Here is a 21,673-nt window from a genome sequence, read left to right as displayed (position 1 = left end):
CCCGATGCTGGCTAAACGCATCATCCCCTGCCTGGACGTGACCGGTGGCCGCGTGGTCAAGGGCGTCAACTTCGTGGAACTGCGCGACGCCGGTGACCCGGTGGAAATTGCCGCCCGCTACAACGAGCAGGGCGCCGATGAACTGACCTTTCTCGACATCACCGCCACCAGCGATGGACGTGATCTGATCCTGCACATCATCGAGGCGGTGGCTTCGCAGGTGTTCATCCCGCTCACGGTTGGTGGCGGCGTGCGCACGGTCGAAGACGTTCGCCGACTGCTCAATGCCGGTGCTGACAAAACCAGCTTCAATTCGGCGGCCATCGCCAACCCGCAGGTGATCCGTGACGCGTCCGACAAGTACGGCGCGCAGTGCATCGTGGTCGCCATCGACGCCAAGCGCCGTCATGGCGATGATCTCGCCGCGCGCGGCGCAGGCTGGGATGTGTACAGCCACGGCGGCCGCAAGAACACCGGGCTGGACGCGGTGGCCTGGGCGCGGCAGATGGCCGAATACGGCGCCGGCGAGATCCTGCTGACCAGCATGGACCGCGACGGTACCAAGAGCGGCTTCGACCTGGAACTCACCCGTGCTGTGGCCGACGCGGTCAGCGTGCCCGTCATTGCCTCGGGCGGAGTGGGCAATCTCGACCACCTGGCCGACGGCGTGCAGCAGGGCGGCGCCGATGCGGTGTTGGCCGCCAGCATCTTCCACTACGGCGAATACACCGTGGCCCAGGCCAAGCAGCGCATGGCCGAGCGCGGTATTCCGGTGAGGTTGTGATGGACTGGCTCGACGCCATCAAGTGGGATGCTCAGGGGCTGGTGCCTGTTATTGCGCAGGAAGCCGCTTCCGGCGACGTGTTGATGTTCGCCTGGATGAACCGGGATGCACTGCAGAAGACGGCGGAGCTGGGGCGTGCGGTGTACTTCAGCCGTTCGCGCAACAGGCTCTGGTTCAAGGGCGAAGAGTCGGGTCACGTGCAGACGGTGCACGACATCCGCCTGGACTGCGACAACGACGTGGTGCTGCTCAAGGTGACGCAGTTGGGCCACGAGCCTGGCATCGCCTGCCACACCGGGCGCCACAGCTGCTTCTTCCAGAGCCACCAGAATGGGCAGTGGGTGCCGGTCGATCCGGTGCTCAAGGACCCTGAATCGATTTACAAGTGAGAGCCATGTCCGACACCGATTCGCTCGCGCGCCTGGCCGCAGTCATTGAAAGCCGCAAGCCAGCCAACGGCGGCGATCCCGAGAAGAGCTACGTCGCGCGACTGCTGTACAAGGGCCCGGACGCTTTCCTCAAGAAGATCGGTGAAGAAGCCACCGAGGCGGTGATGGCCGCCAAGGACTGTGACCATGGTGGCGACGTGCAGAAGCTGGTCAACGAGGTCGCCGATCTGTGGTTTCACAGCATGATCGCGCTCGCCCACTATGGCCGGGCGCCTTCCGATGTGGTCGCCGAGCTGGCGCGCCGCGAAGGGCTGAGTGGCCTGGAAGAAAAAGCCCTGCGCAAGGCGGTGGCGCGCGAGGCGGAACCCAAATCCTGAAAGGAGCCGACATGAGCGACATCATCGACGTCAAGGCGGTGGACAGCGAAAAAGCCGAGTCCCTCAAGACGGTCGGCTGGATCAGCTACCTGCTGCACCTGATCGTGGCGGTGGCGGCGGTGTTGCCAGGAGCGCAGGTGGGCGTCGGCATCCTGTTGGTGGCACTGATCATTGATCTGGTGAAAAAGGGCGACGCCGAAGGTACCTGGCAGGCCAGTCATTTTTCTTGGCGCATCCGCTCCGTGATCTGGGCCGGCATCCTGTATGTCGTCACCTGGCCGCTGTGGCTGCTGTTGCTGGTGCCCGGGATGATCGCCTGGGCCATCATCTCCATCTGGTTCCTCTACCGCATTGTCCGGGGCATGGTGCGCATGAACGCCGGCCAGGCAATGCCTTCCTGAAGCCGCACGAAACTCCATGAGTGATCAAGACCCCAACTGCATTTTCTGCAAGATCGTTGCCGGCCAGATCCCGTCCCGGAAGGTGTACGAGGACGAGGAGCTGTACGCGTTTCACGACATCCATCCTTGGGCGCCGGTGCATTTCCTGCTGATTCCCAAGCGGCACATCGCCTCAATGGCGCATTTGGCGCCCGCTGATGAGGCCTGGATGGGGCGTCTGATGGTGCTGGCGCCGAAGCTGGCTCTGGAGCAGGGCTGCAATCCGTATCCTGAGGGTGGCTTTCGCATGGTGTGCAACACCGGCATCGAAGGTGGCCAGGAGGTTCAGCATCTGCACTGGCATGTGATGGGCGGTCCTCGTCCCTGGGCGCGCGGCTGAACCAAACCCGGGGTCGTAGAATCCCAGCATTGGCGCCAGTCGCGCATTCACACAACGTTTCTGGAGATACTCATGGGCTCTTTCTCGATTTGGCATTGGCTGATCGTGTTGCTGATCGTGGTGATGGTGTTCGGCACCAAGAAGCTGAAGAACATCGGCTCCGACCTCGGTGGCGCCGTCAAAGGCTTCAAGGACGGCATGAAGGACGGTGGCCAGACGACCGCTGATGCAACCCCGGCTGCTCAGGTCGGTCAGGATGGCCGCAGCGAAAAGACCACCATCGACGTCGAAGCCAAGCAAAAGAGCTGAGTCACTACGGTGCACGCCCATTGGTGCGCCGTATGTGACTTTCTGCCGCACACCGATCCATGATTGATCTCGGTATCTCCAAGCTTGCGCTGATCGGTGCGGTGGCGCTCATCGTCATCGGCCCCGCGAAGCTCCCGCGTGTGGCTCGCACGGTCGGGACGCTGTTGGGCAAGGCCCAGCGCTACGTGGCCGACGTGAAGGCGGAAGTCGGCCGTTCCATGGAGCTCGAAGAGCTCAAGAAAATGAAAGAGTCGGTGGAGACGGCGGCGCGCGACGTGGAGTCGTCGGTCGCCTCCGGTGCCGGCGATTTCGAAAAGTCGTGGTCCGAAGCCACCTCCGGTCTGGATGGATCGGCGTTTTCCTCCGACACCTCGGAAGCTCTGTCCCGGCTTGGGACCGACAGCTTCCCGTCTTATAAGCACCCCCGGAAGAACTGGCGCATCAAACAGAAAGCGATGCCCCAGTGGTACAAGGCCCGCACGGGCGTGCGTACGCGTGCCCAATCCGGTGCGGCCCGCGTGGCCCGATTCCGCCCGCGCCCCTCTTCCGCTTCCCGCTGATGTCCGATCCTGACAAATCCACCGACGAGCTCGCCGGTTCAGAGCAGCCGTTTGTCCAGCACCTCATGGAGCTGCGCGACCGGCTGCTCTATGGCATCGCCGGTCTGGGGGTCTGCATGGCTTTGCTGGCCATCTGGCCCGGTCCCAGCGGACTGATTGATCTGATTGCGGTGCCCATCCGGGCGCACATGCCGCCCGATGCCAAGCTGATCGCCGTGGGGGTGTTTTCGCCGTTTTTTGTGCCGCTGAAGGTGCTTGCCATGGGGGCATTGCTGCTGTCGCTGCCCTGGTGGATGTATCAGATCTGGGCGTTTGTAGCACCGGGGCTGTACAGCCATGAGAAGCGGTTTGCGGTTCCTCTGATCATCCTAGGCAGCTTGCTGGCATACGTGGGCATTGCGTTCGTCCAGTTTTTCGTGCTGGACAAGATGTTCGGCTTCATCCAGCAGTTCACCCCCCAGAGCGTGGCAGCCACCCCCGACATTGCCTCTTATGTGGAAGCAATCCTGTCGCTCTATCTCGCCTTTGGCCTGGCGTTCCAGGTGCCGATCGTGGTGGTGCTGCTGGTGAAGATGAACATGGTCAGCGTCAAGCAGCTGAAGGAGTTCCGGGGTTACTTCATCGTGGTGGCGTTCGTAGTCGCCGCCGTTGTGACCCCGCCAGACGTGATTTCACAGCTCGCGTTGGCGGTGCCCATGTGCCTGCTGTACGAACTGGGCATCTGGGGCTCGCAGTGGTTTGTGCGCAATACCAAGGCCCCCGACGAATCTGTGAAAGACGGCGCGGCGTCCTGATCAGCGGCTGGGCTGGGGCCTGGGCAGGTTGCGCTTGCCCGGCGTGATCTGGATGCGCTGTTTTCCGTCCTTCCTGACGATCTCCAGACTGGAGGGCACGCCCGGAGCGAGAGCTGCCACGGCAGACAGCAACTGGGACACGTTGCTGACCGGTGTGTCTCCCACCTGGGTCACCACATCGCCAGGACGGATGCCAGCCTGGGCGGCCGGACCGTTCTGCAGCACGCCGGTGATGATGACGCCCGTGCCTGAGGGTATCGAGAAGCTCTCGGCCAGCTCAGGGGTCAGATCCTGAGGTTCCACACCAATCCAACCTCGGGTGACCTTGCCATCGCGCACGATGGCGTCCATCACGCTGCGTGCGGTGGAGGTAGGGATGGCAAATCCGATGCCCATCGATCCACCCGAACGGGAATAGATCGCGGTGTTGATGCCCATCAGGTGTCCGTGGATGTCCACCAGCGCACCGCCCGAATTGCCCGGGTTGATGGCCGCATCGGTCTGGATGAAATTCTCGAACGTGTTGATGCCCAGCTGGGTGCGTCCCAGGGCACTGACGATGCCGCTGGTCACGGTCTGACCAACTCCGAAGGGGTTGCCAATGGCCAGCACCTGGTCGCCAATGAACAGCGCCTCGGAATTGCCCAGGGTGATCACGGGCAGGCCACCGAGATTGATCTTCAGGATGGCCAGATCGGTTTCCGGGTCGGTGCCGATGACCTGGGCGGTGCTTCGGCGTCCATCGTTGAGCACCACCTCGATCTGGTCCGCTTCTTCGATCACGTGGTTGTTGGTCAGGATGTAACCCGCTTCACTCACGATCACGCCCGAACCCAGGCCGGCTTGGGGTTGCCCCTGCCCCTGCTCCCCGAAAAAGAACCGGAACCAGGGGTCGACCATCTGGGCCTGGTCAGGTGCCTTGCTGGTGTTGATGCTCACGACCGCAGGGGATGCCCGCTTGGCAGCCTCCCTGAAGCCAGTGGCCGATGGTTCGACAGAGAGGGTTCCGGGCGATTCAATCACTGGCACCACCGCAGGCAGCACATTGCGGCGGTCCAGCCAGTGGGGTTTGAGCGTACCCACGACAAAGAGGACGGCCACCGCGACAGTGACGGTTTGGGCGAAAAGAAGCCAGATGCGTTTCATGATGACGGGTGCAAAAGGAACGGGAGCTCTGGAGCGTTTCGCGGCATCCCTGCTGACATTGTCACGTATACGACCACACGGCTCGCCGGTTCAAGCTGATTGATGCAAGTCAATGCGGACCGCATGGCTTGGGGATGCAATGGCTGCCTGTTGTCACAGAGGACTGGAGCACACGATGAAAGCCATTGCAGATCTTTTTTCCACCGACTATGGCCTTTTCAGCATCGCAGGCATCGCTTTCATGATCGGCATGGCGATCTGGTTCTACCGGTTCTTCAACCGCAAAATGGTGGAGTCCGAGCGGGCCGAGCGCAAGCGCGGCTGAGCAGCGCCTCTAGAGGCCGCGTCCCCGGTTGGGCGGTGACAGAATAGAACGCTGGCGCCAGGATGTCCCTGGTGGCCGGTTCTGATATCACCGCCTCCATGCCACCCGATTCATTCCCTGGTCAAGGCGTCCTGCGCGACGATCTGCTCGCAGCCTGCGACCGCCTTCTGCAGCCTGCGCTTTTCAAGGACTACGGACCCAACGGTCTGCAGGTGGAGGGCCGAGTGCGCGTGCACAAGCTGGTCAGCGGTGTGACCGCCAGCCTTGCGTTCATCGACGCGGCCATCGACGCCGGAGCGGACGCCCTGTTCGTGCACCACGGACTGTTCTGGCGTGGCCAGGACGGGCGTGTGACGGGCTGGATGAAGCAGCGTCTGGCGCGCCTGCTGTCGCACGACATCAACCTGCTGGCGTATCACCTGCCGCTGGATGCACATGCCGAGCTGGGCAACAACGCGCAGCTGGCACGCCGTATCGGTGTCCATGTGCTGGATGCTGGGGAAGGGCGTTTTGGCGATCAGTCGCTGGGCTTTCTGGGGTTGCGCCCGCCTGCGCCGGCGGCCGAACTGCTCAAGGACATCGAGAGTTCCTTGGGGCGCGCCGCGCTGCTGGTCGGCGATCCGGGGCGCCGTGTGGAGCGCGTGGCGATCTGCACGGGTGGTGCCCAAGGCTATTTCGAGGCGGCCATCGCCGCTGGCGCCGACGTGTTCATCACGGGTGAGATATCGGAGCCGCAGACGCACTACGCGCGGGAGGCCGGTGTGGCCTATATCGCCTGCGGTCATCACGCGTCGGAACGCTACGGCGCGCCAGCAGTGGCAGCTCACGTGGCGGAGCTCCTCGGCATTGAGCATCAGTTCATCGACATTCCCAACCCGGCGTGACACTGTGACCACTCCTGTTTTCGAGAGTCCCGGGCGTCACCGCCCGCTTGTGGTCACCATGGGAGACCCCGCCGGGATAGGGCCCGAGATTGTGGTCCGTGCCCTTCTGGAACGCCCCGATCTCCACGGGCAGGTAGTGGTGGCCGGTGACGAGGCCACCCTGCGGCGCGCAGCGGATGTGGTCCAGCCGCAGTTCGGGCGGGGGGCGCTGGACGTGGTGGTGCTCGATGGCCCCGGGGAGTGGGCTCATGCTTCTCGCCCAGGGCTTGCATTGATACAGGCCTGCGCGCCAGGCCCCTTGGTTTCATGGGGCCGGATCAGTGCCGAGGCCGGCCGTGCCGCAGCTGACAGCATTGCTGTTGCCGCACGGTGGGTGCTGACGGGCCAGGCGAGGGCACTGGTCACTGCACCCGTGCACAAAGAGTCTCTGGCCGCCGCAGGACTGCCGCACCCGGGGCACACAGAGTTCCTGCAAGCCCTGGCCGCTGAGCATGCGGGTGTGCCTGTGAGCGAGATGCCGGTGCGGATGATGCTCAGTGCTCCGGGGCTGGCCACGGTGCTGGTAAGCATCCACGTGTCGCTGCGGCAGGCGCTCGAGGCCGTCACCGCCGAACGCGTGATGGACACCATCCGCATCACCGCGGCGCACTATCGCCGCTGCGGCATGCCGGACATCCGCATCGCCGTCGCAGGACTGAATCCTCATGCAGGCGAGGGGGGCCTGTTTGGTCGGGAAGAAGTCGAGATCCTGCGGCCGGTTGTGGATCGTGCCTGTGCCGATGGATTGAAGGTCAGCGGCCCGCACGCGCCCGACACCGTGTTCATGCGGGCCCGCCAAGGTGAGTTCGATGTGGTGGTGGCGATGTACCACGACCAGGGGCTGATCCCAGTCAAGTTCCTCGGCCTGGAGCATGGTGTCAACACCACACTGGGTTTGCCCATGGTTCGCACCAGCCCAGACCATGGCACCGCCTTCGATCTGGCTGGCACCGGAAGGGCGAGTGCCACAAGCCTGCTGGCGGCGGTGGATGCGGCTATCTGGATGAGCCGCTTGAGCCAGTCTTAGCGGCTGCGGATGCCTTGGGTTGTGGTTGTCGGCCGACCCGGCGGCGGATGGCTCACTTGCGCAGGCTGTCCCTGATTTCCCTCAGCAGAACCACTTCCTCCGGCGTCGGCGCCGGTGGCGCTGGAGGTGCCTCTTTGCGCAGGCGGTTCATCTGCTTGACCATCATGAAAATGATGAACGCCAGGATCACAAAGTTCAGCGCGATGGTGATGAAGTTGCCATAGGCAAGCACCGCCCCAGCCTTTTTTGCCTCTGCCAGCGGAAGGCCTGCGGCCTGGCCCGCTAGGGCGATGTAGTAGTTGGAGAAGTCGAGGCCTCCGAATACCTTGCTGATGACGGGCATGATCAGGTCGCCCACGATCGAGTCCACGATCTTTCCGAAGGCGCCGCCAATGATCACGCCCACAGCCAGATCCATGACGTTGCCTTTGACGGCGAATTCTTTGAACTCTTGCAACATGGCCATTCGATGGGCTCCTTCAATGGACGTTCTACAAAACAATGGCCCTTTGGACCAGGAAAATTCATTCTCGCACAGAACACATTTGTATTACCCGTTCCTGACGCAGACAAAGAGGCTTGATGCCCGCAAGGTGGTTGGCCTGTCGTGTCTGATCAGTGAAAAGTTGGCTTGTAACGCTCCGGTACAATGCAGGGTTGACCCTAGTGGGCCACGTCTTGAACTTCCTTGAAAGATCCCCATGAGTGAAGCAACCGTCGCTGCGTCTGTGGACAACAGCCGCCGTACCTGGCTGATCACCTCCGCCGCCATGGGTGGCGTGGGAGCAGCAGCCGTCGCCGTTCCCTTTGTCAGTAGTTTTCAGCCGTCCGAGCGTGCAAAGGCAGCGGGTGCCGCGGTCGAAGTGGACATCACCACCTTGCAGCCCGGTGAGAAGCGCGTGGTCGAATGGCGCGGCAAACCCGTGTGGATCATGCGTCGCAGTCCTGAGCAGCTGGCGGCTCTCGAGAAGGTCGAGCCTCAGCTGGCCGACCCCACTTCCGAACGCAAGGCTTACCCGACTCCCGAATACGCCAAAAACCGTCATCGTTCAATCAAGCCGGATGTGTTCGTTGGTGTGGGTATCTGCACGCACCTGGGGTGTTCGCCTGGCGACAAGTTCACGCCTGGCCCCCAGCCCTCGCTGCCCGATGATTGGGTGGGTGGTTTCCTCTGTGCCTGCCATGGCTCGACGTTCGACCTTGCAGGCCGCGTGTTCAAGAACAAGCCGGCGCCGGACAACCTTGAAGTGCCTCCGCACTACTACACGTCCGACACCACGCTGTTGATCGGCGAAGAGAAAAAGGCCTGACCTGCTTTCAGCAGGCAATACGACCCCACAGAGGCATCCATGGCTGAATTCAAAGAAATTTCCCCCGACGCGCCCGTTGTCCAGAAGGTCACGAACTGGTTCGAGAACCGGATTCCGTCCGCCTTCTACATCTACAAGCGCGACATGGCCGAGTACTACGCGCCGAAGAACTTCAACTGGTGGTACATCTTCGGCTCGCTGGCAATGCTCGTGCTGGTGATCCAGATCGTCACGGGCATCTTCCTGGTAATGCATTACAAGCCCGACGCCAACCTCAATGCGGCTGGCGTGCCGGTGGCTTTTGCCTCGGTCGAATACATCATGCGCGACGTGCCATGGGGTTGGCTGATCCGTTACATGCACTCCACGGGGGCTTCCGCCTTCTTTGTTGTGGTGTATCTGCACATGTTTCGCGGCCTGATCTACGGCTCCTACCGCAAGCCGCGCGAGCTGGTATGGCTGTTCGGCTGCGGCATCTTCCTGGTGCTGATGGCTGAGGCCTTCATGGGCTACCTGCTGCCGTGGGGTCAAATGTCCTACTGGGGTGCGCAGGTGATCGTGAACCTGTTCTCTGCCATTCCGTTTGTGGGCCCTGACTTGGCGCTGCTGATCCGCGGCGACTACGTGGTTGGTGATGCCACCCTCAACCGCTTCTTCAGCTTCCACGTGATCGCCGTGCCGCTGGTGCTACTGGGCCTTGTGGTGGCCCACTTGATGGCGCTGCATGATGTGGGTTCGAACAACCCCGACGGTGTGGAAATCAAGGCGGGTCCCAAGGGCAATCGTTGGTCGGTGTCCGCTCCCGCCGACGGTGTTCCGTTTCATCCGTACTACACGGTGCACGACATCTTTGGTGTCTCGATGTTCCTGATGGTGTTCTCGGCCATCGTATTCTTCGCGCCAGAGTTCGGCGGCTACTTCCTGGAGTTCAACAACTTCATCCCTGCGGACCCGCTGGTCACGCCGCTGCACATCGCGCCGGTCTGGTATTTCACGCCCTTCTATTCGATGCTGCGCGCCATCACCAGCGAGATGATGTATGCGCTGATCGCCTGCGTGCTGGCTGCAGCCCTGTTCGCTGTGTTCAAGTCCAAGCTTGCAGCGATGTTCAAGGTGGTGCTGCTCGGTGCCGCGGCTGTGACCGTGGTACTTATGCTGGCCATCGATGCCAAGTTCTGGGGTGTCGTGACCATGGGCGGTGCCGTGATCATCCTGTTCTTCCTGCCCTGGCTGGACAACAGCCCGGTCAAGTCGATCCGCTACCGTCCGAGCTGGAACAAGTGGCTCTACACCGTCTTCGTGATCAACTTCCTCATCCTGGGGTACCTGGGCGTGCAGCCTCCGTCCCCCGTGGGTGAGCGTGTTTCTCAGGTTGGCACGCTGTTCTACTTCGGCTTCTTCCTTCTGATGCCGTGGTGGAGTCGCCTGGGCGAGTTCAAGCAAGTGCCCAGCCGCGTCACCTTCAAGCCCCACTGAGTGCGATCCGGAGAATCACCAACATGAAAAAGATGTTTCTGGGCCTTATGCTGGCCTTCGGTCTGAGTGGGGCAGCCATGGCAGCCGGATCCGGCTTTCCGCTGGACAAAGCGCCAGCCCGTACCAACGACATGGCTGCGCTGCAAAACGGAGCCAAGCTGTTCGTCAACTACTGCCTGAGCTGCCATTCGGCCTCGTTCATGCGCTACAACCGCCTGCGCGATATTGGCCTGACCGACAAGCAGATTGCAGAAAATCTGACCTTCACGACCGACAAGATCGGTGACACCATGAAGGCGGCCATCGATCCCAAGCAGGCGAAGGCTTGGTTCGGCGCCAACCCGCCCGACCTGACCCTGGTGGCACGCTCGCGTTCCAGCGGGGCTGGCACCGGTGCCGACTACATCTACACCCTTCTGCGCAGCTACTACCGTGATGAAACCAAGCCCACGGGCTGGAACAACCTGGTCTTCCCCAACATCGGAATGCCGCATCCGCTGTGGGAGCTGCAAGGCGAGCGCAAGCCGGTTTTCGAAAAACACGAGAGCCACGGTCAGCAAGTCGAGCTGTTCAAGAGCTGGGAGTCCGGCAAGGCTGGCACCATGTCGCAAGAGCAGTACGACCAAAATGTTGGTGACCTGGTGGCCTACCTGCAGTGGATGGCCGAGCCGGCGCAGAACAGCCGGGTGCGCATTGGCGTCTGGGTGCTTCTGTTCCTGGCGGCATTTACCATCGTGGCTTGGCGACTGAACGCTTCGTTCTGGAAAGACGTCAAGTAAATCGAGCATGCAGGGGCCCCGATGCCGTATCGGGGTCACCCATGAAATTTGCAGTGGTTTGCGGTTCTGCGGGTTCGCGGGCCAGCAAACCACTGTTTTGTCTTAGGAGACTCCCACATGATGGTCTTGTACTCGGGCACCACCTGCCCCTATTCCCACCGCTGCCGCTTCGTCCTGTTCGAGAAGGGTATGGATTTCGAGATCCGCGATGTGGACCTCTACAACAAGCCAGAAGACATCAGTGTCATGAATCCGTATGGCCAGGTGCCAATCCTGGTGGAGCGGGACCTGATCCTGTATGAGTCGAACATCATCAATGAGTACATCGACGAACGGTTCCCACATCCGCAGCTGATGCCCGGAGACCCGGTTGATCGCGCTCGGGTTCGTCTGTTCCTTCTCAACTTCGAAAAGGAACTGTTCACTCACGTGTCCGTGCTGGAATCCCGAAGCAGCAAGGGCAACGAGAAGGCGCTCGAAAAGGCGCGCGCCCACATTCGCGACCGTCTGACCCAGCTTGCACCGGTGTTCCTTAAGAACAAGTTCATGCTGGGTGACAACTTCTCGATGCTGGACGTGGCGATTGCCCCTTTGCTCTGGCGCCTGGATTTCTATGGCATTGAGCTGAGCAAGAACGCGGCACCTCTGCTGAAATACGCCGAGCGGATTTTTTCTCGTCCAGCCTACATTGAGGCGCTGACACCGTCCGAGAAGGTCATGCGCAAGTGATGAGGTCTTGCCTCACCTGACGCGAGCCTTCAGCGATGATTCGTGACGACATGGAACCAACGTCCACCCGTCCCTACCTCATACGAGCCCTGCACGAGTGGTGCACCGACAACGGGTACTCGCCCCATATCGCCGTGCGTGTGGATGGGGCGGTGAATGTGCCGATGGAGTACGTCCGCAACAGCGAGATCGTGCTCAACGTGAGCTTTGACGCGACCAATGGTTTGTGCCTGGGCAACGAGTTCATCGAGTTCAAGGCGCGGTTCGGTGGCGTTCCACGAGACGTGGTGGTGCCTACAACCCATGTGATCGCTATTTACGCGCGAGAGAACGGGCAGGGTATGGCATTTCCCCCTCCGGATGAGCTGCAAACGGCCAACGAGGAACCCGTGCAGATGACGCCGGAGTCTGGTGATCAGGCTGCGTCGGACCGCGTGTCTTCCCTACGATCGGTTCCGGTGCCGGCCGGAGCTGAAGAGGGCGGAGCGGAGCCTCCGCCGGATGGATCAGGTCGCAGTGGCGGTCGGCCCCAACTCAAGCGCGTCAAGTAGAATTTTCCCCCGAAGCCGCTTTAGCTCAGTTGGTAGAGCACTCGCCTTGTAAGCGATAGGTCGTCTGTTCGAGTCAGACAAGCGGCACCATCCAAAGACTTCAGCGCCTTGGTGTTTGGATTTTCAGACGAATGGAGGTAATCTCCATGTCGTTTTGCGCCAGACGCTGCCGCATGGACGGCAGGAGTTGGCGAAGTTTGGTTGACGCGGCGGCGCTGCTGACCAGCAGACACCATTCGCCGTTCTCCAGTGGGCCAGGCTGAACCTGTGAACGCAGCGGCGCAGGTATCAGTGCCGTGACCGCTTCCAGGCAGTTCCGGGAAGCGTGAATGCGTTCTTGCAGTAGTGCCAGAGTGGGCTCTTCGCCAACAGCCTGCTCGAGGCTGAACACGCGTCTGTTGTACCGGGAGGCGGTGGTCATGCTTAGCAGGCTTGGCAACGCTTTGCTGCCGTTGAAAGAGGTGGTCTGACAGTGCACATCATTATCACGGATGCTTGGTTGGCCAAGAGCCAGGCGCTCCATCTGAGCGGTCTCAAGCTAGCCCTTTCCGGCATTCTGTTGTCGGTAGTGGTCATGCTGGGTTCTGTGGCCGCATACCACTGGGTGTTCCTGCAAGGAGTGCGTCAGGGGTGGCCTGGCTTCGAGTCGGTGGCTCGTCTGGTGACTCAGGGTGATGTCGACTCCAAAGAGCTGTACATGCGAGAGAACCTGGACGCCATGGCGCGCAAGCTCGGCGAAATGCAGGCCCGCATGCTCCAGATCGAGTCGCTGGGGGAGCGCGTGGCCGGACTCGCAGGGCTCAAGCCTGAAGAGTTCAAGGTGCAGCCGGGATCGGGTGGGGCTTTGGTGTCCGGGCGGGACATCACGCTGCCCGAGCTGATGTCTGCAATGAACCAGCTGGACAGGGTCAGTGGCGCCGGTGTGGACTGGTTGACAGTGATCGAGTCGCGACTGTTCGACCAGAAGATACAGCGCACGCTTGTTCCGACGGAAGAGCCGGTGGCGGGTGGCCGTATCGGCTCTCCGTTTGGGTTTCGAATTGATCCCATCACTGGTCGTTCAGCGCTGCACACGGGCCTGGATTTTCCCGCAGACACCGGAACGCCCATCTTGGCTGCCGCTGGTGGCGTGGTGGTGGTTCAGGATGTGCATCCTGCCTACGGCAACATGGTCGAAGTGGATCATGGCAACGACCTGATCACCCGCTACGCCCATGCTTCACGGGTGCTGGTCAAGAAGGGGGACATTGTCAAGCGTGGTCAGGTCATTGCCGAGGTGGGCTCCACTGGACGGTCGACGGGTCCGCATCTGCACTTCGAGGTGTGGGTGTCGGGTGTACCGCAGGACCCCTCCCGGTTCCTGGCCGCAGGAGAGACGCTCGCGGCGGCCCAGCTGGTCCCGGGCAACCCGCGGAGGCCCTGATCGGGGTCACCGAAACCGCCGGGTAAAATTGCAGCTTTGCTCTTGAAACAGCAGCGTTTGCCGGCACCTTCCGCGTGCCCGTGCAAGCCAATCCGGCTGGCAGGAGTTGTTCGATCATTTCGCCTGCCTGGCATTTGCATGCCCGTTGCCGGTCCGCACCTATGGCCACAAATTTCCTCACCAAACTGTTCGGTAGTCGCAACGACCGTCTGCTCAAGACCTACCGCAAAACGGTGGAACGCATCAACAGCCTGGAGCCGCAGTTCGAGAAGCTCAGCGACGATGAGTTGAAGGCGCAGACGGAGGTCTTCAAGCGCCGCTTGGCCGACGGGGCCACCCTGGATGCGATCCTTCCCGAGGCATTTGCCGTGGTGCGTGAGGCCAGCAAGCGCGTGATGAAGATGCGCCATTTCGATGTGCAGCTGGTGGGTGGCATCGCGCTGCACTCCGGCAAGATTGCCGAGATGCGCACGGGTGAAGGTAAGACACTGACCGCCACGCTGCCGGTGTACCTCAATGCGCTGTCGGGCAAAGGCGTACACGTCGTGACTGTGAACGACTACCTTGCGAGCCGCGATGCCCAGTGGATGGGTCGGCTGTACAACTTTCTCGGGCTGTCGGTTGGCATCAACCTGCCCCAGGCCCCGCGTGAGGACAAGCAGGCCGCGTACGGTTCCGACATCACTTACGGCACCAACAACGAGTACGGCTTCGACTACTTGCGTGACAACATGGTGCATGAGGCCAAGGACCGCGTGCAGCGAGGACTGAACTTTGCGATCGTCGACGAGGTGGATTCCATCCTGATCGACGAGGCACGCACGCCGTTGATCATCAGCGGCCAGGCCGAGGACCAGACACCGGTCTACACCGCGATCAAGCAACTTGTGCCGCACCTGACCCGTCAGGAGGGCGAGGCCGACCCTCGCACCGGCGAGGGCGTGATCAAGCCGGGCGACTTCACTGTCGACGAGAAGGCGCATTCCATTCACATGACCGAGCAGGGGCACGAGAATGCCGAGCGCCTGCTCAGCCAGGCGGGGCTGCTGCCGGAAGGCGCGTCGCTGTACGACCCGGCCAATATCGCGCTGATGCACCACCTGGTGACGTCGCTCAAGGCCCACCATCTCTACCACCGCGACCAGCACTACGTGGTGCAGAACGATGAGATCGTCATCGTGGACGAATTCACCGGCCGCCTGATGTCCGGTCGCCGCTGGAGCGATGGCCTTCACCAGGCGGTGGAGGCCAAGGAAGGTGTGGCGATCCAGCCCGAGAACCAGACGCTGGCATCGATCACCTTCCAGAACTACTTCCGTCTGTACGGCAAGTTGTCGGGCATGACCGGTACCGCCGACACGGAGGCCTACGAATTCCAGGAAATCTATGGTCTGGAGACGGTGGTGATCCCGCCCAACCGGCCCAGCCAGCGCGTCGATCAGCTCGACCGTGTGTACAAGACCACCAAGGAAAAGTACGTCGCAGCGATCCAGGACATCCGCGAGTGCCACGAGCGTGGGCAGCCGGTGCTGGTGGGCACGTCCTCGATCGAGAACTCGGAAATCATCTCCAGTCTGCTGATCGCTGAAAAGCTGCCGCACGAGGTGCTCAACGCCAAGCAGCACGCCCGCGAAGCGGACATCATCGTGCAGGCGGGGCGCCCGGGTGCCATCACCATTGCCACCAACATGGCGGGCCGCGGCACCGACATCGTGCTCGGTGGCAATCTGGAAAAGATGGTCGCTGCGGTCGAGGCCGACGAGTCGCTGGACGAGGGTAGCAAGGCTCAGCGCGTTCAGTCGCTGCGCGATCAGTGGCAGTCGGACCACGAGAAGGTGAAGTCGCTCGGTGGACTGCGCATCATCGCGACCGAGCGCCATGAAAGCCGCCGCATTGACAACCAGTTGCGAGGCCGTTCGGGCCGCCAGGGCGACCCGGGTTCGTCCCGCTTCTACCTGAGCCTGGACGACTCGCTGATGCGTATCTTCGCTGGTGAGAAGGTGCGGGCGATCATGGACCGGCTGAAGATGCCCGAAGGCGAGGCCATCGAGGCCGGTATCGTCACGCGTAGCATCGAAAGTGCCCAGCGCAAGGTCGAGGCCCGCAACTTCGACATCCGCAAACAGCTGCTGGAGTACGACGACGTGTCGAACGACCAGCGCAAGGTGATCTACCAGCAGCGCAACGACATCCTGGATGCGCAGAGCCTGCGGGCCCAGATCGACGCGTTGCGTGAGGGTTGCATGACGGACCTGGTGCACCAGTTCGTGCCCGAGGGCAGTGTGGAAGAACAGTGGGACTTGCCTGGCCTCGAGCGTGTGTTGCGCGAGGAGTGGTCGGTGGACCTGCCGGTTTCCGGCTGGGTGTCCGAGTCCGAGTCGGTCGAGGTCAACGACATCGTTGAGCGCGTTCAGAAAGCCGCCAAGCAGGTGTTCGAAGACAAGGTGGCGCTGGTCGGTGATGAGAATTTCACCCAATTCGAGCGCATGGTGCTCCTGCAGACCATCGACAGCCAGTGGCGGGATCATCTGTCCGCGCTCGACTACCTGCGGCAGGGCATCCACCTGCGGGGGTACGCCCAGAAGCAGCCCAAGCAGGAGTACAAGCGGGAGGCCTTCCAGCTGTTCGGGCAGTTGCTCGACAGTGTGAAGAACGATGTGACCCGCATCCTGATGAACGTGCGCGTGCAGTCGGCCGAGCAGATCTCCGAAGCCACCGAGCAGATGGAGGCCAGCGCCGAACAGATCGCCAACGTGACCTACACCGCGCCGACCGAAACCGGTGAAGCCGAGAGCGTCATCGACCCAGCAACAGCGGTGGCCGAGATGCCGCGTGTGGGACGCAACGACCCTTGCCCCTGCGGCAGCGGTAAGAAGTACAAGCACTGCCACGGCGCGCTGACCTGATGCCCTCTTGACCGGAATCTGATGCCATGGCTGTGAACTACATCGCTCCCCAAGCCCAGGACCTGCTGCCCGTTGCGGGTGTTCGCATCGGCGTGGCCGAAGCTGGCATTCGCAAGGCGAACCGCAAGGACCTGACTGTTTTCCTGCTGGATGAGGGCAGCGTCGTCGGGGCTGTGTTCACGCAGAACCGCTACGCGGCGGCGCCCGTGCAGGTGTGCCGGGACCACCTCGCTGCAGGGCAGGGCATCCGGGCCATGGTGATCAACACGGGCAACGCCAACGCCGGTACGGGCGAGCCGGGTTTGCAGAATGCACGGCAGACCACGAATGCACTGGCGTTGGCCCTGGGGGTGCAGCACGAACAGGTGTTGCCGTTCTCGACCGGCGTGATCATGGAGCCCCTGCCGCTGGAACGGCTGCTCGTCGGATTGCCCGCGGCTCTGTCCGACGCCGGCAGTGCCGCCGGTGCCACTGGTGCTCAATGGCTCAAGGCGGCCGAGGGCATCATGACCACCGACACGCTTCCCAAGGCGATCAGCCGCCAGGCGGTGGTGGGGGGCAAGACCGTGACCGTGAGCGGCATCGCCAAAGGTGCGGGCATGATCCGCCCGAACATGGCGACCATGCTGGGGTATGTGGCCACCGACGCAGCGGTGGCGCCCGCGCTGATGCCGGCGCTGGCCAAACGGCTGGCCGACGGTTCCTTCAACCGCGTCACGGTCGATGGCGACACATCGACCAACGACTCCTTTGTTGTGGTGGCCACGGGCAAGGCCGGCAATCCGGTCGTGACCGACCTCGCCAGTGCCGACGGCCAGGCCCTGCTGGCGGCCATGACCGAAGTGGCCCAGTTCCTGGCTCATGCCATCGTGCGCGACGGTGAGGGCGCCACCAAGTTCATCACGGTGCGGGTGGAAGGCGGAGCCACCAGCGAGGAATGTCTGAAGGCAGCCTACGCCGTGGCCCACTCGCCGCTGGTCAAGACGGCTTTTTTTGCCAGCGACCCCAACCTCGGGCGGATTCTCGCTGCCGTAGGTTACGCCGGCATCGCCGATCTCGACGCTTCCAAGATTGAATTGCATCTGGGGGATGTGCATGTCGTCAAGGCGGGTGGTCGCAACCCCGACTATCGAGAAGAAGACGGGCAGCGCGTCATGAAGGCCGCCGAGATCCTGGTGCGCATAGCACTGGGGCGCGGAAACGCCACCGAAACGGTCTGGACCTGCGACTTCAGCCACGACTACGTGACCATCAACGCCGACTACCGGTCGTGACGCAAGGTCGCTGGGCATGAACGAGCAATTCGAACGGCTCCTGCAAAGAGCCGAACAGCTGATCTCCCGTATCGAGTCGGTGCTGCCCCAGCCATTGGGTGCTCCCGACTGGAGCGCCTCCATTGCATTCCGCTACCGCAAACGCAGCAGCGGTCACGGCGTCCTTGAGCCGGTGCGCCATGTGGCCCAGATGCGCTTGGCCGATCTTCAGGAAATTGACGGGCAGAAGGAAAAGACCCAGCGCAACACCGAGCAGTTCGTGCAAGGTTTGCCCGCCAACAACGTGTTGTTGACGGGGGCGCGTGGTACCGGCAAGTCGTCTTTGATCAAGGCCTGCCTGAACGAATACGCCCCGCGGGGTTTGAGACTGATCGAGGTGGACAAAGCTGATCTGGTGGACCTCCCCGACATCGTGGATGTAGTGGCCGATCGGCCCGAGCGCTTCCTGGTCTTCTGCGATGACCTGAGTTTCGAGGACGGCGAGGCGGGGTACAAGGCGCTCAAGTCCATCCTCGATGGAACGGTGTCGGCGGCAGGGCAGAACGTCCTGATCTGCGCCACCAGCAACCGCCGGCATCTTCTGCCGGAGTACATGAAGGAAAACCTCACGTACACCCACACCACCGATGGCGAAGTGCATCCCGGCGAAGTGGTGGAGGAAAAGATTTCCCTGTCCGAGCGCTTCGGGCTCTGGGTCAGCTTCTACCCGTTCAGCCAGGACGAGTACCTGAGCATCGTGGCCCAGTGGCTGGCCTCGTTTGGTGTGGCTCCTGCCGAAGTCGAAGCGGCGCGACCGCAGGCTTTGGTCTGGGCGCTCGAAAGAGGGTCGCGCAGCGGACGCGTGGCCTACCAGTTCGCCCGCGACTACGCGGGCTCTCATCGGTCGCAGCCATGAACCAGGCTGCGGTGCTGGTGGTCGATGGCGGCGGTACCACGGAGGGGGCGCAGCGCCCGGTCACCGAGGTCGCAGTCGGTATCCTCGTCGATGTCGAGGGGCGCTATCTGCTGACATCCCGACCACCCGGCAAGGTCTACGCTGGTTACTGGGAGTTCCCGGGCGGCAAGTTGGAGGTTGGAGAAAGCGTGGAGCAGGCCTTGCGACGGGAGCTGCAGGAGGAGATCGGCGTCACCATTGGCCCAGCCATGGCCTGGCGGCAATCACTGGTCGACTATCCCCACGCGCTGGTCCGCCTGAACTTCTGCAAGGTCTACGACTGGTCCGGGGACCTGCACATGCATGAGGGTCAGAGCCATCGCTGGGAGCGGTTGCCAGTGAGCTGCGAGCCCGTGTTGCCCGGGACGGTGCCGGTGCTCGCCTGGCTGGCCGAAGAAGAGGCGGGAGCTGCCTCGTCTGCCTGCTGAACCGACTCAGCGCTCTTCGAAGCCTGGCTCGCGGTCGGACGCCTGCTCAGGCACTTTGAACTGTTCGCTGGCCCAGGCGCCCAGATCCGTCTGCTTGCAACGTTCGCTGCAGAAAGGCCTGTGGCGGTTGGTGGGGGAGTACAGGCTCGCACCTCCGCATGTCGGGCATGTCACCTGTTTGGGCCTCTGGCTCATGAAGGCGTTCAGGAGCAGAGTGTGAGCTCAAAGGACGCATCCTCCCCGGCGGGATGCAGGCGTTCGTCCTCTCCCAGGCGCAGCAAGCGCACCGACAGCATCAGGCGGTTGCCACTGATCTCTGGGATCAGCCCGAGGTTCGGATTAATGGCAAGGCGCAGCAGCTGGTAGGTACGGCCTTGAGGAAGGTTTTGCTGGAACTGGCCGCCGGGCGCCACCACTTTGTGAGGGGACCCGGAGTCCCGCATCATCTTCAGCAGCAGCATGATCGCTTCGGCCAGCGGTGCCAGGGGTTGTACCCAGCGCTGAAGGTCGGCTTGGCGCAGCGGCGCTGGATGGTGCTGCCAGTGGAAGTAGCCGGGCAGGTCAAACTCACAGGTCCCACCCGGAATGCCGATGCGGCTTCGAATGGCCATCAGCCAGTCGTTGTCGGTCAGAGACTGGCCGGTTTTGCCAGTCGCACCACTGAGTTCTGAAAAGCAGGCATCCAGCTGGCCAATGACTTCGTCGAGCACCCGCTCGGAAATGGCCGGGTTGCCTCGGTAGCCGTTGAGCTGGATGCGGTGCCGGTCAATGTCTTTGAGGACGTCTGACTTCATGTCCGCGCGGGAAGCCACGTCCATGATCTCGAATATGGTCTGGATGGCGAAATGGTGATCCAGCGCGTCGGTGCGAGTCACCAGCTCGGTCAGGCGGGTGAACAGATGCTCCAGTCGGAGGTACGTCCGGACGCGCTCGTTGAAGGGGTATTCGTACAGGATCACAGCGTCAAAGGGCGCAGAGGTTCGGTCATGGGCCGTTCATCATAGTCCCAACCGGCGAGCCATTCCCAGGACCAAGGCTTGCAGCGCTGGTAGATCGATTCCATCGTTCCAGAGCACACCGTCAGCGCTGGCCAGTCGTACGGCACGTGGGCTCTGCTGGGCGATGACGCTCTCGACCTGCTGGCGGGGCCAGCCGTTGCGCGCTATGACCCGAGCGATCTGGGTTTCGCGCGCGCAGTCCACCACGAACACGGTGTCGAGGCGGGAGCGCCAGCGGCCCGATTCGACGAGCAGGGGCACATCGAACACCACGCAAGCAGTATGGCTTGTGCGCACCAGTCGCTCCAGCTCCTCATGCACCCGTGGATGGATGATCGACTCCAGCAGCACTTTGGCTTGCGGGTTTGCAAACACGTGTGTCCGCATCCTGTCGCGGTCCATGGAGCCATCAACGGAAACGAATGCTTCGCCGAAGTGGTGCCGAATGTCCGGCATGGCTGCTCCGCCAGCCTGGGTGCACATGCGCGCGACGTGATCAGCGTCCAGAACGGTGGCTCCGCACGCCTTCAGGGTGTTGGCCACGGTACTCTTTCCGCTGCCTATGCCTCCTGTGAGCCCCACGCGGCGCATGGCTGGCGGGATGGTCAGAGGCCGATCGCAGCCAGAATGGCGCGGGGCCCGAAGAACAGCGAAGTGAGCCCAGCCAGGGCCAGGAAGGGGCCGAACGGCACATAGCCCCCCTCGCGCAACTGGGAGAACACCTTGATGCCAATACCGACGATGGCTCCGATGACCGAAGCCATGAGGATGATCGGCACCAGTGCCTGCCAGCCGAACCAAGCCCCCAGCGCAGCGAAGAGCTTGAAATCGCCGTAGCCCATGCCTTCCTTGCCCGTCGCCAGCTTGAATCCCCAATACACCAGCCAGAGCGACAAATAGCCGCCGACAGCGCCCCACAACGAGTCGGCCAGAGGTACGCGAGTGAGCCCTATCGCCGACGAGCACAAGCCAGCCCATAGCAGCGGCAAGGTGATGTCGTCGGGCAGCAGCGTGGTGTCCCAGTCGATGCAGGTCAGCGCTACCAGACTTGCAGCGAATCCGCTCCACACCAACGACTCCCAGCCGAGGCCCCAGGCCCAGCCGCACCACGCGAACAGAGCGCCGGTCACGAGTTCAACCGCAGGGTAGCGGGCGCTGATGGATGTCTTACAGCCGGCACATTTCCCCCCCAGCGCCACGTAACTGACTACGGGGATGTTCTCAAACCACCGGATCTGGTGCCCGCAATGCGGACACGCAGAGCGGGGCACCATGAGGTTGTAGGGGGCTGCAGCGTTGGAGTTGTCTGCAGCGCCTTGGAGTTCCGAACATTCGGCGGCCCACCGCAACTCCATCATCTTGGGCAGTCGGTGGATGACCACATTGAGGAAGCTGCCAACCAACAGGCCCAGAACGCCCAGCAATGCAGCGTCCAGCAGGTTGACCATGCT

28 protein-coding genes and 1 tRNA gene are annotated in these 21,673 nt (G+C 62.4%); 22 read left to right on the top strand and 7 right to left on the bottom strand.

Features of this window, described 5'->3' with window-relative positions; all coding sequences use genetic code 11:
* Window positions 1-4: 4 nt before the first annotated feature.
* The 8 genes from hisF (at window position 5) to tatC (ending at window position 3,993) form a co-directional block, all read left to right on the top strand.
* Window positions 5-784: an imidazole glycerol phosphate synthase subunit HisF gene (gene hisF / locus HFL01S_RS09720; RefSeq protein WP_066257837.1), complete on the top strand. Its 780-nt coding sequence runs from the start codon at window positions 5-7 to the stop codon at window positions 782-784.
* Window positions 784-1,173 (top strand): phosphoribosyl-AMP cyclohydrolase, encoded by a 390-nt coding sequence (hisI, locus tag HFL01S_RS09715; RefSeq protein WP_066257835.1) that lies wholly within the window; start codon window positions 784-786, stop codon window positions 1,171-1,173. The genes hisF and hisI overlap by 1 nt, the downstream gene beginning before the upstream one ends.
* A gap of 5 nt (window positions 1,174-1,178) precedes the next feature.
* On the top strand, window positions 1,179-1,550 hold the full coding sequence (locus HFL01S_RS09710; protein ID WP_066257834.1) for a phosphoribosyl-ATP diphosphatase: 372 nt from the start codon (window positions 1,179-1,181) through the stop codon (window positions 1,548-1,550).
* A gap of 11 nt (window positions 1,551-1,561) precedes the next feature.
* Window positions 1,562-1,951: a DUF4870 family protein gene (locus tag HFL01S_RS09705; protein ID WP_066257832.1), complete on the top strand. Its 390-nt coding sequence runs from the start codon at window positions 1,562-1,564 to the stop codon at window positions 1,949-1,951.
* A 16-nt stretch (window positions 1,952-1,967) separates the two neighbouring features.
* A complete protein-coding gene (locus HFL01S_RS09700; RefSeq protein ID WP_066257830.1) occupies window positions 1,968-2,330 on the top strand; it encodes a histidine triad nucleotide-binding protein in 363 nt (120 codons plus the stop codon).
* 72 nt (window positions 2,331-2,402) lie between these two features.
* On the top strand, window positions 2,403-2,639 hold the full coding sequence (gene tatA / locus HFL01S_RS09695; protein WP_066257828.1) for a Sec-independent protein translocase subunit TatA: 237 nt from the start codon (window positions 2,403-2,405) through the stop codon (window positions 2,637-2,639).
* A gap of 59 nt (window positions 2,640-2,698) precedes the next feature.
* A complete protein-coding gene (locus HFL01S_RS09690) occupies window positions 2,699-3,199 on the top strand; it encodes a Sec-independent protein translocase subunit TatA/TatB (protein ID WP_066257827.1) in 501 nt (166 codons plus the stop codon).
* Window positions 3,199-3,993 carry a twin-arginine translocase subunit TatC gene (gene tatC, locus HFL01S_RS09685; RefSeq protein WP_066257826.1) on the top strand — a complete coding sequence of 265 codons (795 nt, stop codon included), beginning with the start codon at window positions 3,199-3,201 and terminating at the stop codon, window positions 3,991-3,993. The genes HFL01S_RS09690 and tatC overlap by 1 nt, the downstream gene beginning before the upstream one ends.
* Here tatC and HFL01S_RS09680 read toward each other — a convergent pair whose 3' ends face one another.
* Complete coding sequence (locus HFL01S_RS09680; RefSeq protein WP_066257823.1) at window positions 3,994-5,139, bottom strand: trypsin-like peptidase domain-containing protein; 1,146 nt, start codon at window positions 5,137-5,139, stop codon at window positions 3,994-3,996.
* Between the two features lie 175 nt (window positions 5,140-5,314).
* Here HFL01S_RS09680 and HFL01S_RS24650 point away from each other — a divergent pair, with 175 nt between their 5' ends.
* The 3 genes from HFL01S_RS24650 to pdxA all read left to right on the top strand — a co-directional run bounded on the left by HFL01S_RS24650 (window position 5,315) and on the right by pdxA (window position 7,414).
* The gene (locus HFL01S_RS24650; RefSeq protein ID WP_079366775.1) at window positions 5,315-5,464 is read left to right on the top strand and encodes a DUF3149 domain-containing protein; all 150 of its coding nucleotides are present in this window, start codon (window positions 5,315-5,317) and stop codon (window positions 5,462-5,464) included.
* A 98-nt stretch (window positions 5,465-5,562) separates the two neighbouring features.
* Window positions 5,563-6,348 carry a Nif3-like dinuclear metal center hexameric protein gene (locus tag HFL01S_RS09675; RefSeq protein WP_066257995.1) on the top strand — a complete coding sequence of 262 codons (786 nt, stop codon included), beginning with the start codon at window positions 5,563-5,565 and terminating at the stop codon, window positions 6,346-6,348.
* 58 nt (window positions 6,349-6,406) lie between these two features.
* Window positions 6,407-7,414, top strand: coding sequence for a 4-hydroxythreonine-4-phosphate dehydrogenase PdxA (pdxA, locus tag HFL01S_RS09670; protein WP_066257822.1), 1,008 nt, complete (start codon window positions 6,407-6,409; stop codon window positions 7,412-7,414).
* Between the two features lie 52 nt (window positions 7,415-7,466).
* On the opposite strand, the gene mscL is transcribed toward pdxA, so the two are convergent.
* The gene (gene mscL, locus HFL01S_RS09665; RefSeq protein ID WP_066257821.1) at window positions 7,467-7,880 is read right to left on the bottom strand and encodes a large conductance mechanosensitive channel protein MscL; all 414 of its coding nucleotides are present in this window, start codon (window positions 7,878-7,880) and stop codon (window positions 7,467-7,469) included.
* A gap of 235 nt (window positions 7,881-8,115) precedes the next feature.
* Here mscL and petA point away from each other — a divergent pair, with 235 nt between their 5' ends.
* The 6 genes from petA to HFL01S_RS09635 all read left to right on the top strand — a co-directional run bounded on the left by petA (window position 8,116) and on the right by HFL01S_RS09635 (window position 12,349).
* Complete coding sequence (gene petA, locus HFL01S_RS09660) at window positions 8,116-8,724, top strand: ubiquinol-cytochrome c reductase iron-sulfur subunit (protein WP_066257820.1); 609 nt, start codon at window positions 8,116-8,118, stop codon at window positions 8,722-8,724.
* A gap of 39 nt (window positions 8,725-8,763) precedes the next feature.
* Window positions 8,764-10,200: a cytochrome b gene (locus HFL01S_RS09655; RefSeq protein ID WP_066257817.1), complete on the top strand. Its 1,437-nt coding sequence runs from the start codon at window positions 8,764-8,766 to the stop codon at window positions 10,198-10,200.
* Window positions 10,201-10,223: 23 nt separating this feature from the next.
* On the top strand, window positions 10,224-10,979 hold the full coding sequence (locus tag HFL01S_RS09650) for a cytochrome c1 (RefSeq protein ID WP_066257816.1): 756 nt from the start codon (window positions 10,224-10,226) through the stop codon (window positions 10,977-10,979).
* A gap of 117 nt (window positions 10,980-11,096) precedes the next feature.
* Window positions 11,097-11,708, top strand: coding sequence for a glutathione S-transferase N-terminal domain-containing protein (locus HFL01S_RS09645; protein ID WP_066152914.1), 612 nt, complete (start codon window positions 11,097-11,099; stop codon window positions 11,706-11,708).
* A gap of 50 nt (window positions 11,709-11,758) precedes the next feature.
* Window positions 11,759-12,259, top strand: coding sequence for a ClpXP protease specificity-enhancing factor (locus HFL01S_RS09640; protein WP_157538821.1), 501 nt, complete (start codon window positions 11,759-11,761; stop codon window positions 12,257-12,259).
* A 14-nt stretch (window positions 12,260-12,273) separates the two neighbouring features.
* Window positions 12,274-12,349 (top strand) — tRNA-Thr (locus HFL01S_RS09635).
* 10 nt (window positions 12,350-12,359) lie between these two features.
* On the opposite strand, the gene HFL01S_RS24645 is transcribed toward HFL01S_RS09635, so the two are convergent.
* Window positions 12,360-12,782 (bottom strand): DciA family protein, encoded by a 423-nt coding sequence (locus tag HFL01S_RS24645; RefSeq protein WP_245644770.1) that lies wholly within the window; start codon window positions 12,780-12,782, stop codon window positions 12,360-12,362.
* Here HFL01S_RS24645 and HFL01S_RS09630 point away from each other — a divergent pair.
* From HFL01S_RS09630 to HFL01S_RS09610, 5 genes are all read left to right on the top strand, one after another.
* On the top strand, window positions 12,732-13,682 hold the full coding sequence (locus HFL01S_RS09630) for a M23 family metallopeptidase (RefSeq protein WP_066257815.1): 951 nt from the start codon (window positions 12,732-12,734) through the stop codon (window positions 13,680-13,682). The two genes, HFL01S_RS24645 and HFL01S_RS09630, sit on opposite strands and share 51 nt — an antisense overlap.
* 161 nt (window positions 13,683-13,843) lie before the next feature.
* Entirely contained in the window at window positions 13,844-16,588 is a 2,745-nt protein-coding gene (gene secA / locus HFL01S_RS09625; protein ID WP_066257812.1) for a preprotein translocase subunit SecA, read from the top strand.
* A 26-nt stretch (window positions 16,589-16,614) separates the two neighbouring features.
* Complete coding sequence (argJ, locus tag HFL01S_RS09620) at window positions 16,615-17,862, top strand: bifunctional glutamate N-acetyltransferase/amino-acid acetyltransferase ArgJ (RefSeq protein ID WP_066257808.1); 1,248 nt, start codon at window positions 16,615-16,617, stop codon at window positions 17,860-17,862.
* A 16-nt stretch (window positions 17,863-17,878) separates the two neighbouring features.
* Window positions 17,879-18,757 (top strand): ATP-binding protein, encoded by an 879-nt coding sequence (locus HFL01S_RS09615; RefSeq protein WP_066257806.1) that lies wholly within the window; start codon window positions 17,879-17,881, stop codon window positions 18,755-18,757.
* Window positions 18,754-19,224 carry an NUDIX domain-containing protein gene (locus tag HFL01S_RS09610; protein ID WP_066257804.1) on the top strand — a complete coding sequence of 157 codons (471 nt, stop codon included), beginning with the start codon at window positions 18,754-18,756 and terminating at the stop codon, window positions 19,222-19,224. Before HFL01S_RS09615 ends, HFL01S_RS09610 begins: the two co-directional genes overlap by 4 nt.
* Window positions 19,225-19,230: 6 nt before the next feature.
* Here the strand turns inward: HFL01S_RS09610 and HFL01S_RS24640 are convergent, their stop codons facing one another.
* Genes HFL01S_RS24640 through HFL01S_RS09595 form a run of 4 tightly spaced genes read right to left on the bottom strand, consistent with a single transcriptional unit; the run spans window position 19,231 to window position 21,670 of the window.
* A complete protein-coding gene (locus HFL01S_RS24640; RefSeq protein ID WP_084383188.1) occupies window positions 19,231-19,419 on the bottom strand; it encodes a DNA gyrase inhibitor YacG in 189 nt (62 codons plus the stop codon).
* A gap of 8 nt (window positions 19,420-19,427) precedes the next feature.
* Complete coding sequence (gene zapD, locus HFL01S_RS09605; RefSeq protein ID WP_066257803.1) at window positions 19,428-20,183, bottom strand: cell division protein ZapD; 756 nt, start codon at window positions 20,181-20,183, stop codon at window positions 19,428-19,430.
* Between the two features lie 39 nt (window positions 20,184-20,222).
* On the bottom strand, window positions 20,223-20,813 hold the full coding sequence (coaE, locus tag HFL01S_RS09600) for a dephospho-CoA kinase (protein WP_066257801.1): 591 nt from the start codon (window positions 20,811-20,813) through the stop codon (window positions 20,223-20,225).
* A 14-nt stretch (window positions 20,814-20,827) separates the two neighbouring features.
* On the bottom strand, window positions 20,828-21,670 hold the full coding sequence (locus tag HFL01S_RS09595; RefSeq protein WP_066257800.1) for a prepilin peptidase: 843 nt from the start codon (window positions 21,668-21,670) through the stop codon (window positions 20,828-20,830).
* Window positions 21,671-21,673: the final 3 nt, after the last annotated feature.

It is taken from the genome of Hydrogenophaga flava NBRC 102514, from assembly GCF_001571145.1.
Lineage (GTDB): Bacteria > Pseudomonadota > Gammaproteobacteria > Burkholderiales > Burkholderiaceae_C > Hydrogenophaga > Hydrogenophaga flava.
Note: the sequence above shows the minus strand (reverse complement) of the source record. Positions and strands in the feature narration are given on the sequence as shown.